The 14,563-nt window shown below is 69.3% G+C and carries 14 protein-coding genes; 8 read left to right on the top strand and 6 right to left on the bottom strand.

The window, feature by feature from the left end:
- The first annotated feature begins 84 nt into the window (after window positions 1-84).
- The 6 genes from IE187_RS09335 to IE187_RS09360 all read left to right on the top strand — a co-directional run bounded on the left by IE187_RS09335 (window position 85) and on the right by IE187_RS09360 (window position 8,019).
- A complete protein-coding gene (locus IE187_RS09335; RefSeq protein ID WP_081476845.1) occupies window positions 85-174 on the top strand; it encodes a potassium-transporting ATPase subunit F in 90 nt (29 codons plus the stop codon).
- A gap of 13 nt (window positions 175-187) precedes the next feature.
- Entirely contained in the window at window positions 188-1,879 is a 1,692-nt protein-coding gene (kdpA, locus tag IE187_RS09340) for a potassium-transporting ATPase subunit KdpA (RefSeq protein ID WP_189676000.1), read from the top strand.
- Window positions 1,880-1,893: 14 nt separating this feature from the next.
- Complete coding sequence (gene kdpB / locus IE187_RS09345) at window positions 1,894-3,921, top strand: potassium-transporting ATPase subunit KdpB (RefSeq protein ID WP_189676001.1); 2,028 nt, start codon at window positions 1,894-1,896, stop codon at window positions 3,919-3,921.
- 10 nt (window positions 3,922-3,931) lie between these two features.
- Window positions 3,932-4,531, top strand: coding sequence for a potassium-transporting ATPase subunit KdpC (gene kdpC, locus IE187_RS09350; RefSeq protein WP_189676002.1), 600 nt, complete (start codon window positions 3,932-3,934; stop codon window positions 4,529-4,531).
- Between the two features lie 133 nt (window positions 4,532-4,664).
- The gene (locus IE187_RS09355; protein WP_189676003.1) at window positions 4,665-7,304 is read left to right on the top strand and encodes a DUF4118 domain-containing protein; all 2,640 of its coding nucleotides are present in this window, start codon (window positions 4,665-4,667) and stop codon (window positions 7,302-7,304) included.
- A 37-nt stretch (window positions 7,305-7,341) separates the two neighbouring features.
- Complete coding sequence (locus tag IE187_RS09360) at window positions 7,342-8,019, top strand: response regulator (RefSeq protein ID WP_189676004.1); 678 nt, start codon at window positions 7,342-7,344, stop codon at window positions 8,017-8,019.
- 46 nt (window positions 8,020-8,065) lie between these two features.
- Here the strand turns inward: IE187_RS09360 and IE187_RS09365 are convergent, their stop codons facing one another.
- The 3 genes from IE187_RS09365 to IE187_RS09375 form a co-directional block, all read right to left on the bottom strand.
- Window positions 8,066-9,280: an outer membrane beta-barrel protein gene (locus IE187_RS09365; protein WP_229839320.1), complete on the bottom strand. Its 1,215-nt coding sequence runs from the start codon at window positions 9,278-9,280 to the stop codon at window positions 8,066-8,068.
- A 142-nt stretch (window positions 9,281-9,422) separates the two neighbouring features.
- Window positions 9,423-10,097 (bottom strand): anti-sigma factor family protein, encoded by a 675-nt coding sequence (locus tag IE187_RS09370; RefSeq protein WP_229839321.1) that lies wholly within the window; start codon window positions 10,095-10,097, stop codon window positions 9,423-9,425.
- Entirely contained in the window at window positions 10,094-10,579 is a 486-nt protein-coding gene (locus tag IE187_RS09375) for a sigma-70 family RNA polymerase sigma factor (RefSeq protein WP_189676005.1), read from the bottom strand. Before IE187_RS09375 ends, IE187_RS09370 begins: the two co-directional genes overlap by 4 nt.
- Before the next feature lie 87 nt (window positions 10,580-10,666).
- On the opposite strand from IE187_RS09375, the gene IE187_RS09380 reads away from it, so the two are divergent.
- Together IE187_RS09380 and IE187_RS09385 are read left to right on the top strand one after the other, a co-directional pair.
- Entirely contained in the window at window positions 10,667-11,908 is a 1,242-nt protein-coding gene (locus tag IE187_RS09380) for a S8 family serine peptidase (RefSeq protein ID WP_229839322.1), read from the top strand.
- 69 nt (window positions 11,909-11,977) lie between these two features.
- Complete coding sequence (locus tag IE187_RS09385) at window positions 11,978-12,856, top strand: hypothetical protein (RefSeq protein WP_189676006.1); 879 nt, start codon at window positions 11,978-11,980, stop codon at window positions 12,854-12,856.
- Window positions 12,857-13,239: 383 nt separating this feature from the next.
- Here IE187_RS09385 and IE187_RS09390 read toward each other — a convergent pair whose 3' ends face one another.
- Genes IE187_RS09390 through IE187_RS09400 form a run of 3 tightly spaced genes read right to left on the bottom strand, consistent with a single transcriptional unit; the run spans window position 13,240 to window position 14,542 of the window.
- A complete protein-coding gene (locus IE187_RS09390) occupies window positions 13,240-14,019 on the bottom strand; it encodes an enoyl-CoA hydratase-related protein (protein WP_189676007.1) in 780 nt (259 codons plus the stop codon).
- Window positions 14,016-14,297, bottom strand: coding sequence for a type II toxin-antitoxin system RelE/ParE family toxin (locus tag IE187_RS09395; RefSeq protein ID WP_165954564.1), 282 nt, complete (start codon window positions 14,295-14,297; stop codon window positions 14,016-14,018). The genes IE187_RS09390 and IE187_RS09395 overlap by 4 nt, the downstream gene beginning before the upstream one ends.
- On the bottom strand, window positions 14,294-14,542 hold the full coding sequence (locus IE187_RS09400; protein ID WP_189676008.1) for a hypothetical protein: 249 nt from the start codon (window positions 14,540-14,542) through the stop codon (window positions 14,294-14,296). The genes IE187_RS09395 and IE187_RS09400 overlap by 4 nt, the downstream gene beginning before the upstream one ends.
- Window positions 14,543-14,563 lie beyond the last annotated feature (21 nt).

Genomic DNA, 14,563 nt, shown 5'->3' on the forward strand with positions numbered 1-14,563 from the left:
GCGAATCGATCGTCTTCCACCGCGCGCGCTAACGCCGATACGCCGCACAGCGACCGCCTGAAAACCATAACAGGCGGGCTCCCCATGTCCTTCGACCTTATCCTCGGCGGCATCGTCGCCGTCTTAGTCCTTATCTACCTGCTCGCTGTGCTCGCACAGCCCGAGCGGTATTGAGGAGCGCGGCACCATGACGCTTGCCGGCTGGAGCATGATCCTCCTCTTCGTTGTGCTGATCGTCGCGCTGGCCAAACCGGCCGGCGCCTGGATGCACGCCCTGTATGCGCGCGAGACGCTGCCGTTGGGCTTTGTCGAACGCGGCTTTTACAAGCTTGCCGGGATCGACCCCAAGGCCGAGCAGAGCTGGGTCGGCTATGCCGCCTCGCTGATGATGTTCAACCTCGGCGGGATCGCGCTGCTGTTCGCGATCCTCAAGCTCCAGGGCGTGTTGCCGATGAACCCGCAAGGCTTCACCGGCATGGAAAGCCTGCTCGCGTTCAACACCGCGGTCAGCTTCGTCACCAACACCAACTGGCAGAATTACGGCGGGGAATCCGCGCTGTCGAACCTCAGCCAGATGGCGGGCCTGACGGTGCAGAACTTCCTGTCGGCCGCGGTCGGCATCGCCGTCGCCTTCGCCTTCATCCGCGGGTTCGCGCGCAAGCAGGCGAGCGGAATCGGCAATTTCTGGGTCGATGTGACGCGCGCCACGCTGTACCTGCTGCTGCCGATCTCGGTCGTGCTGGCGCTGGTTTATGTCGTGCTGGGCGTGCCACAGACCTTCGGCCCGTCGGTCGTCGCGACGACGATCGAAGGCGCCAAGCAGACCATCGCGGTCGGCCCGGTCGCCTCGCAGCTTGCGATCAAGATGCTCGGCACCAATGGCGGCGGCTTCTTCAACGCCAACTCGGCGCATCCGTTCGAGAACCCGACCGCGCTCAGCAACTTCCTCCAGATGCTGTCGATCTTCGTGCTCGGTGCCGGCCTGACGCTCACCTTCGGCAAGGCGGTCGGCAATGTCCGCCAGGGCTGGGCGATCCTCGCCGCCATGATGCTACTCTTCGTCGCCGGTGTCGCGGTCGCGTACGGCGCGGAGGCCGCGGGCAACCCGATCCATCACGCACTCGGCGTCGCCGGCGGGAATATGGAGGGCAAAGAAGTCCGCTTCGGCATTGCCGCGACGGCGCTGTTTGCGGTCGTCACCACCGCCAGCTCGTGCGGCGCGGTAATCGGCATGCATGACAGCTTCACCGCGATCGGCGGGCTGGTGCCGCTGTTCAACATGCAGCTCGGCGAGCTCGTGATCGGTGGCGTCGGCTCGGGGCTCTATGCCGTGCTGATCTACTGCATCCTCGCGGTGTTCATCGCCGGACTCATGGTCGGCCGCACGCCCGAATATGTCGGCAAGAAGATCGAATCGCGCGAGATGAAGCTCGCCGTGATCGCCATCGCCGTCCCGCCGCTCGCGATTCTCGGGCTGACCGCGGTGGCGTGCATCACCGGCGCGGGGCTTGCGGGGCCCGCCGCCAAGGGCGCGCACGGGTTCAGCGAGATCCTCTACGCCTTCACCTCGGGCGCGGCCAATAACGGCTCGGCGTTCGGCGGGCTCAGCGGCAACACGCCGTTCTACAATCTGCTGCTCGCGCTCGACATGTTCGTCGGCCGCTTCGGGGTGATCCTGCCCGTCCTCGCGATCGCCGGTGGCCTCGCCGCCAAGCGGCGCGTGCCCGAGGGCGCGGGGTCGTTCCCGACCACCGGGCTGCTGTGGATCGGCCTGCTCGCGGCGATCATCGTGATCGTCGGTGGCCTCACCTTCCTGCCGTCGCTCGCGCTCGGTCCGATTGCGGACCAGGCGCAGGTCGCCGCCGGCACCGTGCTCTAAAAGGTCATCGTACCATGGCAAACCAGAACGCTTCGCTCTTCACCGGCCCGCTGCTCGCAGCAGCGGCCCGGGATGCCGTCCTCAAGCTCGATCCGCGCAAGCTGATCAAGACCCCGGTGATGTTCGTGACGGCAATCGTCGCGAGCCTGTCAACGATCCTCCTCGTTAAGGGGCTCGTCACCGGCACTGGCCACCCGCTGTTCGAGGGCCAGTTGGTCTTCTGGCTGTGGCTGACGGTGCTGTTCGGCAATGTCGCCGAGGCGCTCGCCGAGGGGCGCGGCAAGGCGCAGGCCGCGTCGCTCCGCGCCACCAAGGCCGAACTCCGCGCCAAGAAGCTGATCGGCGTCGCGGGCGCCTGGGAGATGGTCGATGCGACCAGCCTGCAGGTCGGCGACGAAGTGCTGGTCGAGACCGGCGACCTCGTCCCCGCCGACGGCGAAGTCATCGCCGGCGTGGCCTCGGTCAACGAGGCGGCGATCACCGGCGAGAGCGCGCCCGTCATTCGTGAAGGCGGCGGCGACCGCTCCGCCGTCACCGCGGGGACGCGCGTGATTGCCGATGCGATCACGGTTCGCGTGACCGCAGGCGCTGGCCAGGGCTTTCTCGATCGCATGATCGCCTTGGTCGAGGGCGCGCAGCGCCAGAAGACGCCGAACGAGATCGCGCTGACGATCCTGCTGGCCGGCCTGACGCTGATCTTCCTGATAGCGGTCGGCACGCTGCCGGCGTTCGCCTCCTATGCGGGCGGGATGCTCGCCATTCCGGTGCTCGTTGCCTTGTTCGTCACGCTGATCCCGACGACGATCTCGGCCTTGCTTTCGGCGATCGGCATCGCAGGCATGGACCGCCTCGTCCGCTTCAACGTGCTCGCCAAGTCGGGCCGCGCGGTGGAAGCCGCGGGCGACATCGACACGCTGCTGCTCGACAAGACGGGCACGATCACGATCGGCGATCGCCAGGCGACGGCCTTCCTCCCCGTCCCCGGCGTCACGGTCGCAGAACTGACCGCAGCCGCGCGCCTCGCCAGCCTGTCGGACGAAACGCCCGAGGGCCGCTCGATCGTCGTGCTCGCCAATCAGGACGGCAGCGCCGCCGTCGCGATGCCGGCGGGTGCCGAGGAGATCAAATTCACCTCGCAGACGCGCGTCTCGGGTCTCCAGATCGGCGACCGCTCGCTCGTCAAGGGCGCGGTCGACGCGATCCTCAAGCGGCTCCCCGATGCGCCCAACGGCGAGGCGCTTCGGAAAATCGCCGACGAGATCGCGCGCGGGGGTGCCACCCCGCTCGCCGTCGCAGACGGCAATCGCCTGCTCGGCGTCGTCCAGCTCAAGGACATCGTCAAGGCGGGCATCCGCGAGCGGTTCGGCGAGCTGCGCCGGATGGGGATCCGCACGGTGATGATCACCGGCGACAACCCGCTCACCGCCGCGAGCATCGCCGCCGAAAGCGGGGTCGACGATTTCCTCGCCGAGGCGACGCCCGAGGACAAGCTCGCGCTGATCCGCAAGGAGCAGGAAGGCGGCAAGCTCGTCGCGATGTGCGGCGACGGCACCAACGACGCGCCTGCCCTTGCCCAGTCGGACGTCGGCGTGGCGATGAACACCGGCACGCAGGCGGCGCGCGAGGCGGGCAACATGGTCGACCTCGACAGCGATCCGACCAAGCTGATCGAGATCGTCGGTCTCGGCAAGCAGCTCCTCATGACCCGCGGCGCGCTGACCACCTTCTCGATCTCGAACGACGTCGCCAAATATTTCGCGATCCTGCCGGCGATCTTCGTCGCGCTCTATCCGGGCTTGGGCGGGCTGAACGTGATGCGGCTCGCGAGCCCCGAGAGCGCGATCCTGTCGGCGATCATCTTTAACGCGCTCATCATCCCGGCCTTGGTGCCGCTCGCGCTCAAGGGCGTGAAGTACCGCCCTGCTCCGGCCGGCACGCTGCTCGCGCGCAACCTCGCCATTTACGGCGTCGGCGGGCTGATCGCCCCGTTCATCGGCATCAAGGCGATCGACCTCGTCGTCGCCGCTTTGCACCTTGCTTGAGGATCTCCAGATGTTGACCGAAACGCTTCGCGCGCTGCGCCCCGCCGCCGTCCTGCTGCTGCTGATGACGCTCGTCCTCGGCCTGCTCTACCCCGCCGCGATCACCGGCGTCGCGCAAGTCGCGCTGCCGGTGCAGGCCAATGGCAGTGTACTGAGCAACGCCAAGGGCGAGCCGATCGGCTCCGCGCTGATCGCGCAGAATTTCACGGGTCCGACCTATTTCCATCCGCGTCCCTCTGCCGCCGGCAAGGATGGCTACGATGCGAGTTCGTCGGCCGCGACCAACCTCGCGCCGGGTTCGAAGGACCTGCGCGATGCCATCGCCAAGCGCGTTTCGAGCGCGCGCGCGGAAGGGATGACCGGGGATCTCCCCGCCGACCTGGTCACCACGAGCGCGTCGGGGCTCGATCCCGATCTGAGCCCCGAGGCGGCGTTGCTGCAAGCCCCACGTGTCGCCAAGGCACGCGGCCTCGCTGTCGCCAAGGTCAAGTCGCTGATCGAAGCGCAGACCGACACGCCGGTGCTCGGCATCATCGGCGAACCCCACGTCAATGTCCTGCTGCTCAATCGACAGCTCGCTACCCTTTCCGCTACCACGCCGGGTCAATGACCCTGACGCGCCTCCCCTTCTACCGTCACCCCGGGCTCGTCCCGGGGTCCACCGTGCCGCGCATGCTGCCGCTGCTGCGCGCGCGGCACGGTGGGCCCCGGAACACGTCCGGGGTGACGGAAGGGGCCGCGCGATGACCGACACCCGCCCCTCCCCCGACGCGCTGCTGAAAGCCGCCCGCCGCGAGGGACGTGGCCGCCTCAAGATCTTCCTCGGCGCCGCACCCGGTGTCGGCAAGACCTTCGAGATGCTGCGCGAGGGCGCCGAATTGCTGCGCAGCGGCACCGACGTCGTCGCCGGCGTGATCGAGACGCACGGCCGCGCCGACACCGACCGGCTCACCGCCCCGTTCGAGATCCTGCCGCGCGCGAAGCTCGAGCATGGCGCGCATACGCTTGAGGAATTCGATCTCGACGCGATGCTCGCGCGGCACCCCAAGGTCGCGCTGATCGACGAATTCGCGCACACCAATGCGCCGGGTAGCCGCCATCCCAAGCGTTGGCAGGACATCGAGGAGCTGCGCGAGGCCGGGATCGACGTGCTCAGCACGCTCAACATCCAGCATGTCGAGAGCCTCAACGACGTCGTCGCCGGCTTCACCCGCGTCCGCGTGCGCGAGACGGTGCCCGATGCGGTGCTCGACGATGCCGAGATCGAAGTCGTCGACGTCCCCCCCGACGAGCTGATCGCGCGGCTGAAAGAAGGCAAGGTCTATATCCCGGCCGAAGCGACGCGCGCGCTCGGCCATTTCTTTTCCAAGTCGAACCTGTCGGCGCTTCGCGAACTCGCGCTGCGCCGCGCCGCGCAGACCGTCGATCGCCACTTGCTCGACCATGTCGCGAGTCTGGGCGAGAGCGGCACCTGGGCGGGCGGCGAGCGCCTTGTCGTGGCGGTCGGCGACCAGCCCGGCAGCGACGTGCTGATCCGCTCGGCCAAGCGGCTCGCCGATGCGCTGCACGCGAGCTGGACCGCGGTCGTGGTCGAGACGCCGCGCTCCGCCACGCTCTCGGCCCCCGCCCGCGCGCGGATGGCCGCTGCGCTCGACCTCGCCACCGGGCTCGGCGCGACGATCGCGACGGTGCCGGCGGGCAACGTACTCGAAGGGCTCTGCGCGCATATCCGCGAGGCGCGCGCGACCGCAGTGGTGATCGGCAAGTCGCGGCGCTCGTGGTGGTTCGAGCTGCGTCACGGCTCGGTGGTCGACCGGCTGGTGCGCGCGCTCGACGGCGTGGCGATCCACGTCGTCCCCGTCGCGGAGGCCAGCGAGACGCGCCGCGAAACGCCGACGACGCGTCCCATCCTCGCGCGCGGCAGCGCGATCGGCCTCGCCTTCGTCGCCGCGAGTACCGCGCTGTCGCAGTTGCTGCTGCCGGTGGTCGGGGCCGATGCGATCGACTTGCTCTATCTGCTCCCGGTGATCGCCACCGCGACGCTCTACGGCCTGCGCTCGTCGCTGATCGCGAGCGTCGGCGCGGCGCTGGCCTACAATTTCTTCTTCCTGCCGCCGCTCTACACGCTGACGATCACCGACCCGCACAATGTCGTCACGCTGACCGTGTTCGTGATCGTCGCGGTGGTGGCGAGCCAGCTGGCGGGGCAAGTCCGGCGCGAGGCCAATGTCGGCGCACGCACCGCGACCGAGAATGCCGCGCTCGCCGCATTCGGCCAGCGCCTTGCCGGCGTCTCCGACGAGAACGGCACCGCGACCGCGACGTGCGAGGAGATCGCCGCGTTGCTCGGCGTCTCGACGATCCTGCTCGCCAATCGCGACGGCCGCCATGTCGCGATCGCCGCCGCGCCGTCGATGGTCGAGCTGAGCCCGATCGATACCGCCGCCGCCGAATGGGCGTTCGACCGCGGCGAGGTCACCGGGCGCGACAGCGGCACGCTCACCGCCAGCGAGTGGCAGTTCCATCCGCTCAAGACCGCTTTGGGCGTGCTCGGCGTGCTCGGCGTGGCACGCGAAGGCGGCGATCCGATCCCCGCCGACAAGCGCGTGCTGTTCTCGACCTTGGTCGGTCAGGCCGCGCTGGCGCATGAGCGGCTGCAGCTCGAGGCGCAGGCACGCGAGGTCAATGCGCTCAAGCAACGCGACGATCTGCGCGCGACCCTGCTGTCGTCGATCGGGCATGATCTCAAGACGCCGCTCACCGCAGTCGTCGCCGCCGCCGACGAACTCGCGGTCGCACACGGCACCTCCCCCGCCACCGCGACGCTCAAGAGCGAAGCGCGGCGGTTGCGGCGCGTGTTCGACGATCTGGTCGAGATGACGCGGATCGAGGCGGGCGCGCTCGTCGTCAAGCGCGAGGCGACCGACCTGACCGATGCCGTCGCCGCCGCCGCGCGCGATTTGCGCGCCGAGCTCGCACGGCATCGGCTGGTGCTCGACGTGCCGCCGACGCTGCCGCTCGTCGAGGCCGATCCGCGGATGCTGCATCACGTCCTCATCAACCTGCTCGGCAACGCCGCCAAGTTCGCCCCCGCCGATACCGACATCGTGATCGAGGGCCGCCGCACGCCCGACGGGCTGACGCTTGGCGTGCTCGATCAGGGGCCCGGCCTTCCGGTCGGCAGCGAGGCGCATCTGTTCGACCGCTTCACCCGCGTCGACGGCAATGATCGGACCGGCGGCACCGGGCTCGGCCTCGCGATCGTCCAGGGCTTTGCGCAGGCGATGGGATTGCGCGTCAGCGCCGCCAACCGCGACGACGAGGGTTCGGCGTTCGTCGTCACCTGGCCGAATGCCCTGATCCGGCGCACGACATCGGAATGAGGCCCATGAGACGACAGCTGATCGCGGTGCGGCTCCCATGACCGGCCAGATTTTGATCGTCGACGACGAAGCGGCGATCCGCCGACTGGTGCGCGGCGCTATCGAGCGCGGCGGGCTGAGCGCGGAAGAGGCCGCCAACGCCGCCGAGGCGCTCACCTGTGCGCGGCGCCCGGGCTGCGAGCTCGTCCTGCTCGACCTGGGGCTTCCCGATCGCGACGGGATCGAGCTCATCCCCCATCTCAAGGCGCTCGAGCGTACCGTCATCGTCCTCACCGCGCGCGACGCGATCACCGAGAAGGTCGCGGCGCTCGATCTGGGTGCCGACGACTATGTCGTAAAGCCGTTCGACACCGACGAACTGCTCGCCCGCGTCCGCGTCGCGCTGCGCCGGCACACTGTGTCCTCGGTCGGTCAGAACCGTCTCCGTGCGGGGCCAGTCGAGATCGACCTTGCCGCGCACCAGGTCTGGCGCGACGGCGCGCCGGTCAAACTGACGCGCAAGGAGTTTGCGCTGCTTGCCGAACTCGCGCGCCACGCCGGCAAGCTGCTGACGCACACGCATCTGCTGCGTCGCGTGTGGGGCGACGGACATGTCGAGGATGTCGCCTATCTCAGGGTCGCGATCCGCGCGCTCAGGCTAAAACTCGAAGCCGATCCCGCAGCACCCAGCTTCCTCCTGAACGAGCCGGGGATCGGCTATCGCTTGATTGCGTAAAGTGCGCGGGGCGGCAGCCTGGAGCTGGCCGCCCCGCGCCCGAGCGTCAGAACAGGAAGCCGGTTTCGAGCAAGCCGCGAACCTGATCGCGCCGATTGGCATCGGCCCCGAAGCCCAAACCGGGTTCGAGCTTGCCGATCCGGGTATAGGAGACTTCGCCCCGCGCGAAGAAGATCCCCTTCTGATAGGTCGGCGTGAAGGTTGCCGACCAGGCATCGCTGTGCGGCCCGTAAAGCAAGTTGGTCGGCACACAGGCACTCGCCAGCCCGCAATCCTTTCCCGAAGACTTCAGATATTCGCCGCGCGCGGCGAGCGAGAAGCCCTTGGCAAGCGTATATTTGGCGAGCAGGGCGCCCCCGAACGTCGCTGCCGAGCGGTTGAGACCCAAAGCGTCGTCGCGCTCGACCCGGTTGTATTGGAGATAGGGGGTAAGGGTGAGCGGCCCCTTGCTGTATGTGTAGATGATATTGAATATGCTGCCGTTGTTTTGCGCCAGCGGCGTTGCATAAGACGCGTGCCGCGACCGCGAAACGCTGCCCGCGCCGATCAGCGTAAGCGTGTTCGAGCCGTCGAACGCATAGGCCACAGTCCCCGAGACCCAGTTGAACTTGCCCGAATAATAGCCGTCGTTGAGCGAGACCGCCGCGCTCAGCTTGCCATGCGCGTAATTGACCTGCGCACCGCGGCTGATCGAGGGTTCCTGGTTCCAGAGAAGGCCGCGCTCGACGTTCATGTTCTGGAAGGTGAAGGTCGATTCCGCACCCACCATGGTCGGCAGCAAGCCCGCGGTGATCGACAGATCCTTGCTGAGAACCGCCTTGGCATAGGCCACGGGAACGGGACCGAAGAGCAGGTCCTGCGCCTTGCCCGACCGAAGGTACGACGTGCCGAGCGCGGGCAGCGAATAGGCGCCGGCCTGTACATAGAGCTGAAGCGGACCGGTGGTGGTCTGGATCTCGACCTGCGCGTTCGAAATGTCGGCCGCCGTATCCGACGTCACGGTGCCGGCCACGTTCGTGACATGGCTCTGCGCGATCGCGAGACCGCTGACCTGGCCGGTGACCGTCACGTCGCCAAAGGGTCCGGCATTCACCGCGATCGGATGCGGATTAGGGGCGAGCGGCCCGGAGAAGCCGGGCGACGCCGCCGGATCGGCGAAGGCGGCAGACGACGCGAAAAGCAGCGCGCCACCGCCGACCAGCGCGAGACGGCGCGGACCGAGCGCGCCGCGAGCCCGCGTCGCTAGTATACAAAAACGCACGTGTGGAATCCTTTGCCGGGGTCGATGCCCAGCGCGGTATCGATCCCGCCGTAAAGATTCCCGAGGGAAGTCAGCCGCTTTCCATAAAGAACGCGTATACCTTCGCGCTACCGCGTGAGCGCACTCACCAGCGCCTGACGCATCACCGCCACCCCCCGGCCCGCGCGGTGCGCTCGGCGGTCGCGTCGAGCGGATCGCCTGCCATCAGCGCTTGCGCATCCGCCATCAACGCCGCGTCGCTCGATCCGGCCTGTCGGTACTCGGTCGTCGCGCCGGTCGCGCCGTTGCGCGTCTGGCGCAGCGCCCAGCCTGTCGCGTCATGGCAGGCGATGCCGTCGATCGCGGCCGCGCTGAAGACGCGGCAATAGCGGCCTGCCTGGTCCTTGAAGCTGACCGGAACGCGCACCGCGCCCGCAGCCGACGCCAATTGCGTGTCGAGGGCGGTCGCGAGCGGTCCCGCTGCATACAGCCAACCGCCCTGCGTCGTGACCGGACCGCGATCCCAGCCGAGCCCGACCGAAACGCCGATCACCAGGCACGCCGCCATCGCAATCGCCTCGCGCCAGCGCGTCGCGATCGGGCGCCGCACCGGCAGCGCAACCGGCGCCGCACGGATCAGCGCCGCGAGCCGATCGGGCACTTCTTCCGCGGCGACCGGCGCAAAGCGGCCCGCAATCCGCGCGCGGAGTTCGCGGTGGCGCTCGACTTGCGCGGCGAGCGCCGGATCCTGCGCGATCGCGCGCTCGACGCGCTTGGCGCTGAGCGGGTCGAGCTCCCCATCGGCATAGGCCATCAGAAGTTCGGGATCGACCGTCACGCCGCTTCTCCCAAGTGCGCCATCAGCGCCTGGCGCCCGCGCACCAGCCGCGAGGTCAGTGTTCCCATCGGAATGTCGAGCACGGCTGCCGCCTCCTTATATGCGAGCCCCTCGACCAGCACGAGCGCGACCGCCTCGCGCTGTTCGTCGGGCAGGGCCTGCATCGCGCGGTCGATCTCGCCGAGCGCGACGCGCGCCTCGCCCCCGCCGTCGCTGCCGACGCCGAGCCCGGCCGCTTCGGCGACGAAGGTCTGCGCCGCGCGGCTTCGCGCGCGCGTCGTGTCGATCCAGCTATTGCGCATGATCCGGTACATCCAGCTATCCATCCTCGTGCCCGCCTGCCACTGCGCCCGCGCCAGCAACGCCTTCTCGACCGTCACCTGGCACAGATCGTCGGCATCCGCCGCGTCGCGGGCGAGCGCGCGGGCGAACCGCCGCAAGCGCGGCAGCAGTCCCAGCAGATCGTCCTCGAACGCGGCCAATAGTGTTTTCCTTCTCGAGCGGATGAAACGGATGGCGTCGCCCGTTTAATCCACGCACAGGCCAAAAGGCCAATACGGGGATCCGCCTTGCCCAAACGAATCGTCCTGCTCGCGGCGATCCTGCCGCTCGGCCTCGCCGCGGCGCAGGCGCAATTGCTCCCGCAAGTGCCGGTGGTCGGCGCATTACCGCGGATCGAGGGGCTCGCCGACAGCGCGCTGCGCCTGCCCGGCACCGCGATCGACCGGCTCGAGGACGTCCGCCGCGCGACGATCGACCGGCTGGTGCGCCAGCATCCGCGCGAGATCGCGCGCGATCCCGACGGGTTCGCGGCACGCGCCGGAGAGATCGTCGTCGATGCGCCGAGCGACGCCTGGCTCGCCGCCGCGCAAGCCAAGGGCTATCGGCTGCTCGAACGCGGCGACATTCTCGGCGTCGGCTTCGCGCGCCTGGCTGTCCCGGCCAACCGCTCGCTGAAAGCGGCGATCGGCGATCTTCGCCAGCTCGGCGATGCCGAGGTCAGCGCGGACCAGCTGCATTTCGCGAGCGGTATCGCGCCTGTCGCTGCCGCGCCAGCAGAGCGCGGTGCGGGGCCGCTGGTCGGGGTGATCGACGGTGGCGTCGCGGGGGCGGCGCTGTCGAGCGGCTTTGCGACCGGCGCACCGCGCGCGAACGACCATGCCAGCGCGGTCGCATCGTTGATCGCCGGATCGGGGATCCCCGGATCGGGCAGCGTGCGCGGTGCCTTGCCCGGCGCGCGGATCGCCTCGGCCGACGTCTATGGCGCCGATCCCGCCGGCGGCAACGCGACCGCGATCGCCAAGGCGCTCGGCTGGATGGTCGCGCAGCGCGTCGCCGTCGTGACGATCAGCCTGGTCGGCCCGGCCAACCCGCTGCTCGGCCGCGTCGTCGCGGCGGCGCAAGCGCGCGGGCTGATGATCGTCGCCGCGGTGGGCAATGACGGCCCGGCCGCGCCGCCGAGCTACCCGGCGTCCTATCCCGGCGTGATCGCGGTGACCGGCGTCGACGCGCGCAACCGCGTGCTGATCGAGGCGGGGCGTGCGCGGCATCTCGACTATGCCGCGCCCGGCGCCGATTTGCGCGCCGCCGCGACCGGCGGCCGCAGCATGACGGTGCGCGGCACCTCGTTCGCCGCGCCGCTCGTCGCCGCGACGATCGCGCGCGTGTACCCGGCGCTCGATCCCACCGCGATGCCCGCCGCGCTCGCGCAGGTCGATGCCGGTGCGGTCGATCTTGGCGCGCGCGGGCCCGATCCAAAATATGGCCGCGGGCTGGTCTGCGGGACGTGTCGCACGCCACCCGCGAAATAATTTTCGCACAGCGCGGGATTAAATCGCAAGCGGGCCCCGTTCTCCCTGCAGCAGCAACGGAGACTCATCATGATCAAGACCCTGTTTGGCACTGCAACGCTTGCCCTCGCCATCGCGGCGTCGCCCGCTTCGGCGCAGCTTCTCGGCGGCGGTGGCGGCGGTGGCCTCGGCGGCGCGCTCGGTGGTTCGCTGGGGGGCGGATTGGGCGGGCTGAGCGGCTCGACCAACGGCATGCTCGGCAGCACGCTCGAGCGCGGACCGCTCAGCACCGACAGCGTCACGCGCAGCACGCATTCGACGCGCACGAGCAAGACGGTCGATACGCGCAAGGGCACGGTGAACGCCTCGAACACCACGAGCAGCGCCTCCGCGCTCGATTCGACCAACCGCATCGGCGATCGCTCGCTCACCGGTAGCGGCAGCGGCAGTGCTTCGCTCGGCGGCAGCATCGACGCACAACTGGTCGGCACCGACGCGGTCCGCAGCACCGCGGGCCAGGCGACCGGCGCGGTCCGCTCGCGCGCGGATCGTGCGGTCGGCGCGACGCGCAGCATCGCCGATCGCAGCCGGAGCGCGGCAGGCACCGCAGCCTCGCGTACCACCGGCGCGGTCAATGTGGTCGGGGCTTCGGCCAACGGCATGGCCTCTGGCGCGGCATCGACGATGGGCAATGCCGCCAACGCGACCGGCGGCCTCGCGCTGGCGGGATCGGGTGCGGCGCGCGCCGGGGCCTTCCCGGTCGCGCCCGGTATGGCGATCCGCGACACTGCAGGGCGCGCGATCGGCACGGTCCAGGCGGTCCGCGCAGGCGCGAACGGCGCGCTGAGCGATGTGCTGGTCCGCGTCGGCAATCGCGTCGCCACGCTTCCTGCGGCCAATTTCTCGGGGTCGGGCGACGTGCTCGTCTCGGCGATGCGCAAGAGCGACGTCAAGAACGCCGCGCAGTAACGCGCGCGGCATCGATCACGGCATCGATCACGGCGGGGCGCGTCCGGCTTTCACCAGCCGGGCGCGCCTTTTCCGTACCGCGTCCCGCGATCATCCGCAGCACGCGATCGGCTCGCCATCGGCGATCAGGCCGAGCGCTTCAGCCTCGGGCGTCGGGATCATCATCGCGCGCGAGGATCACACGATCCGGCGATCTGGTCGCGCATGACGTCGCTGCTGTCGGTCGCCGCGCCAGTGACCGCACAGGCGCCTGCCCCCGATCCGATCGTGTTCGCCCCCGTTTGCCGACGTCGAGGCAGCGGTGGCCGGGCAAGCCCGCGATGCGAGGCGGGTCCTGACCCACCGCGCGCTCTACGGCGTCACGCTGCGCTGATCGCCGCGCCTCAGGCGCCCTTGAAGGCGGCCTTGCGCTTCTGCAGGAAGGCGATCCCGCCCTCCATCGAATCGGCCGATCCCCGCGCGGTGCGCTGGTTCTCCGCCTCCTGCAGCATCGCCGCGGCATAATCGCCTTCATACGCGCTGCGGATCTGGCGGCGCATCAGCCCGATCGCGACCGTCGGCCCCGCCGCGAGCCGCTCGGCCAGCGCGAACGCCGTAGCATCGAGCACGTCGTCGGCGACGACGCTGTGGATCATCCCCCAGTCGAGCGCCTTGGCCGCGGGCACCTTCTCGCCGAGCAGCATCATCTCGCTCGCCCGCGCCTTGCCGATCAGGCGCGGCAGCATCCAGCTCGCGCCGCCATCGGGCACCAGCCCGATATTGACGAACGCCTGGAGGAAATACGCCGTCTCGCTCGCCACGCAGAAATCGGCGGCGAGCGCGAGGCTGCAGCCGATCCCCGCCGCCGGCCCGCGCACCGCGCTGACGACGGGCACCGCCAGATCGGCGATCGCCGCCATCGTCGGATTGTAGCTCTCCGTCAGCGCCGCGAACGTCGCATTGCCCGGATCCTCACTACCGAGCGCCCCGCCGCCGACATCGGCCCCCGAGCAGAAAGCGCGCCCCGCCCCGGCGATCAGCACCGCGCGCGCGCCGTCGAGCGACGCCAGCGCCGCGCGCAATTCGACGAACATCGCGGGCGGCGCAGCGTTCAGCCGCTCGGGCCGGTCGAGCGTGAGGACAAGCACGTCGCCGCGCCGTTCGGACTGGATCATCGTGGTCATGGTGTTTCCCTGTTTTCGCGGGCGTGGTGGACGCGGATGATAAGAATCACGTCATCCGCAAGACGATATCTGAGGATGCATTGCAGGTTCACCAGCGATATCTCACGGTGCCCGTTGTCGCTGATACGACGCCCCATATTCGGAAAAGCCGCCAGCAGCTCCGCGCGTTGGCGAAGCTCATCTTCCAGTCGCTCGGCCAGGCCGATGTCGCGGTCAGCGGCAAAGAGCCAGAGCCGCTGCACATCGGCAGTGGCACGCGCCGACCACCGTACCTTCACAGGCCGCGTTCGGCCCGCCAACGCCGCTTGGTCTCCGCCAGATGCTCCCAGACTTCATCGGTGGTGTAGACGCGCCCGGCGGCGATGTCGGCCTCCGCGTCTTCGATCCCTGCCCAATAGTCTGGATCAGCGTGCACGCGGGCGACCATTGCCTGAGCCTCGGGCGACCAGATCTGCTGGCCATGCTCGTCGAGCGGACCGATGGCATCATCGACCGGCTGAAGCCTGGGATTAGGGTCGTTCACAGTCCGAACATACGCCGAAAC

This window comes from Sphingomonas glacialis, assembly GCF_014653575.1.
GTDB classification, from domain to species: Bacteria; Pseudomonadota; Alphaproteobacteria; order Sphingomonadales; family Sphingomonadaceae; genus Sphingomonas; species Sphingomonas glacialis.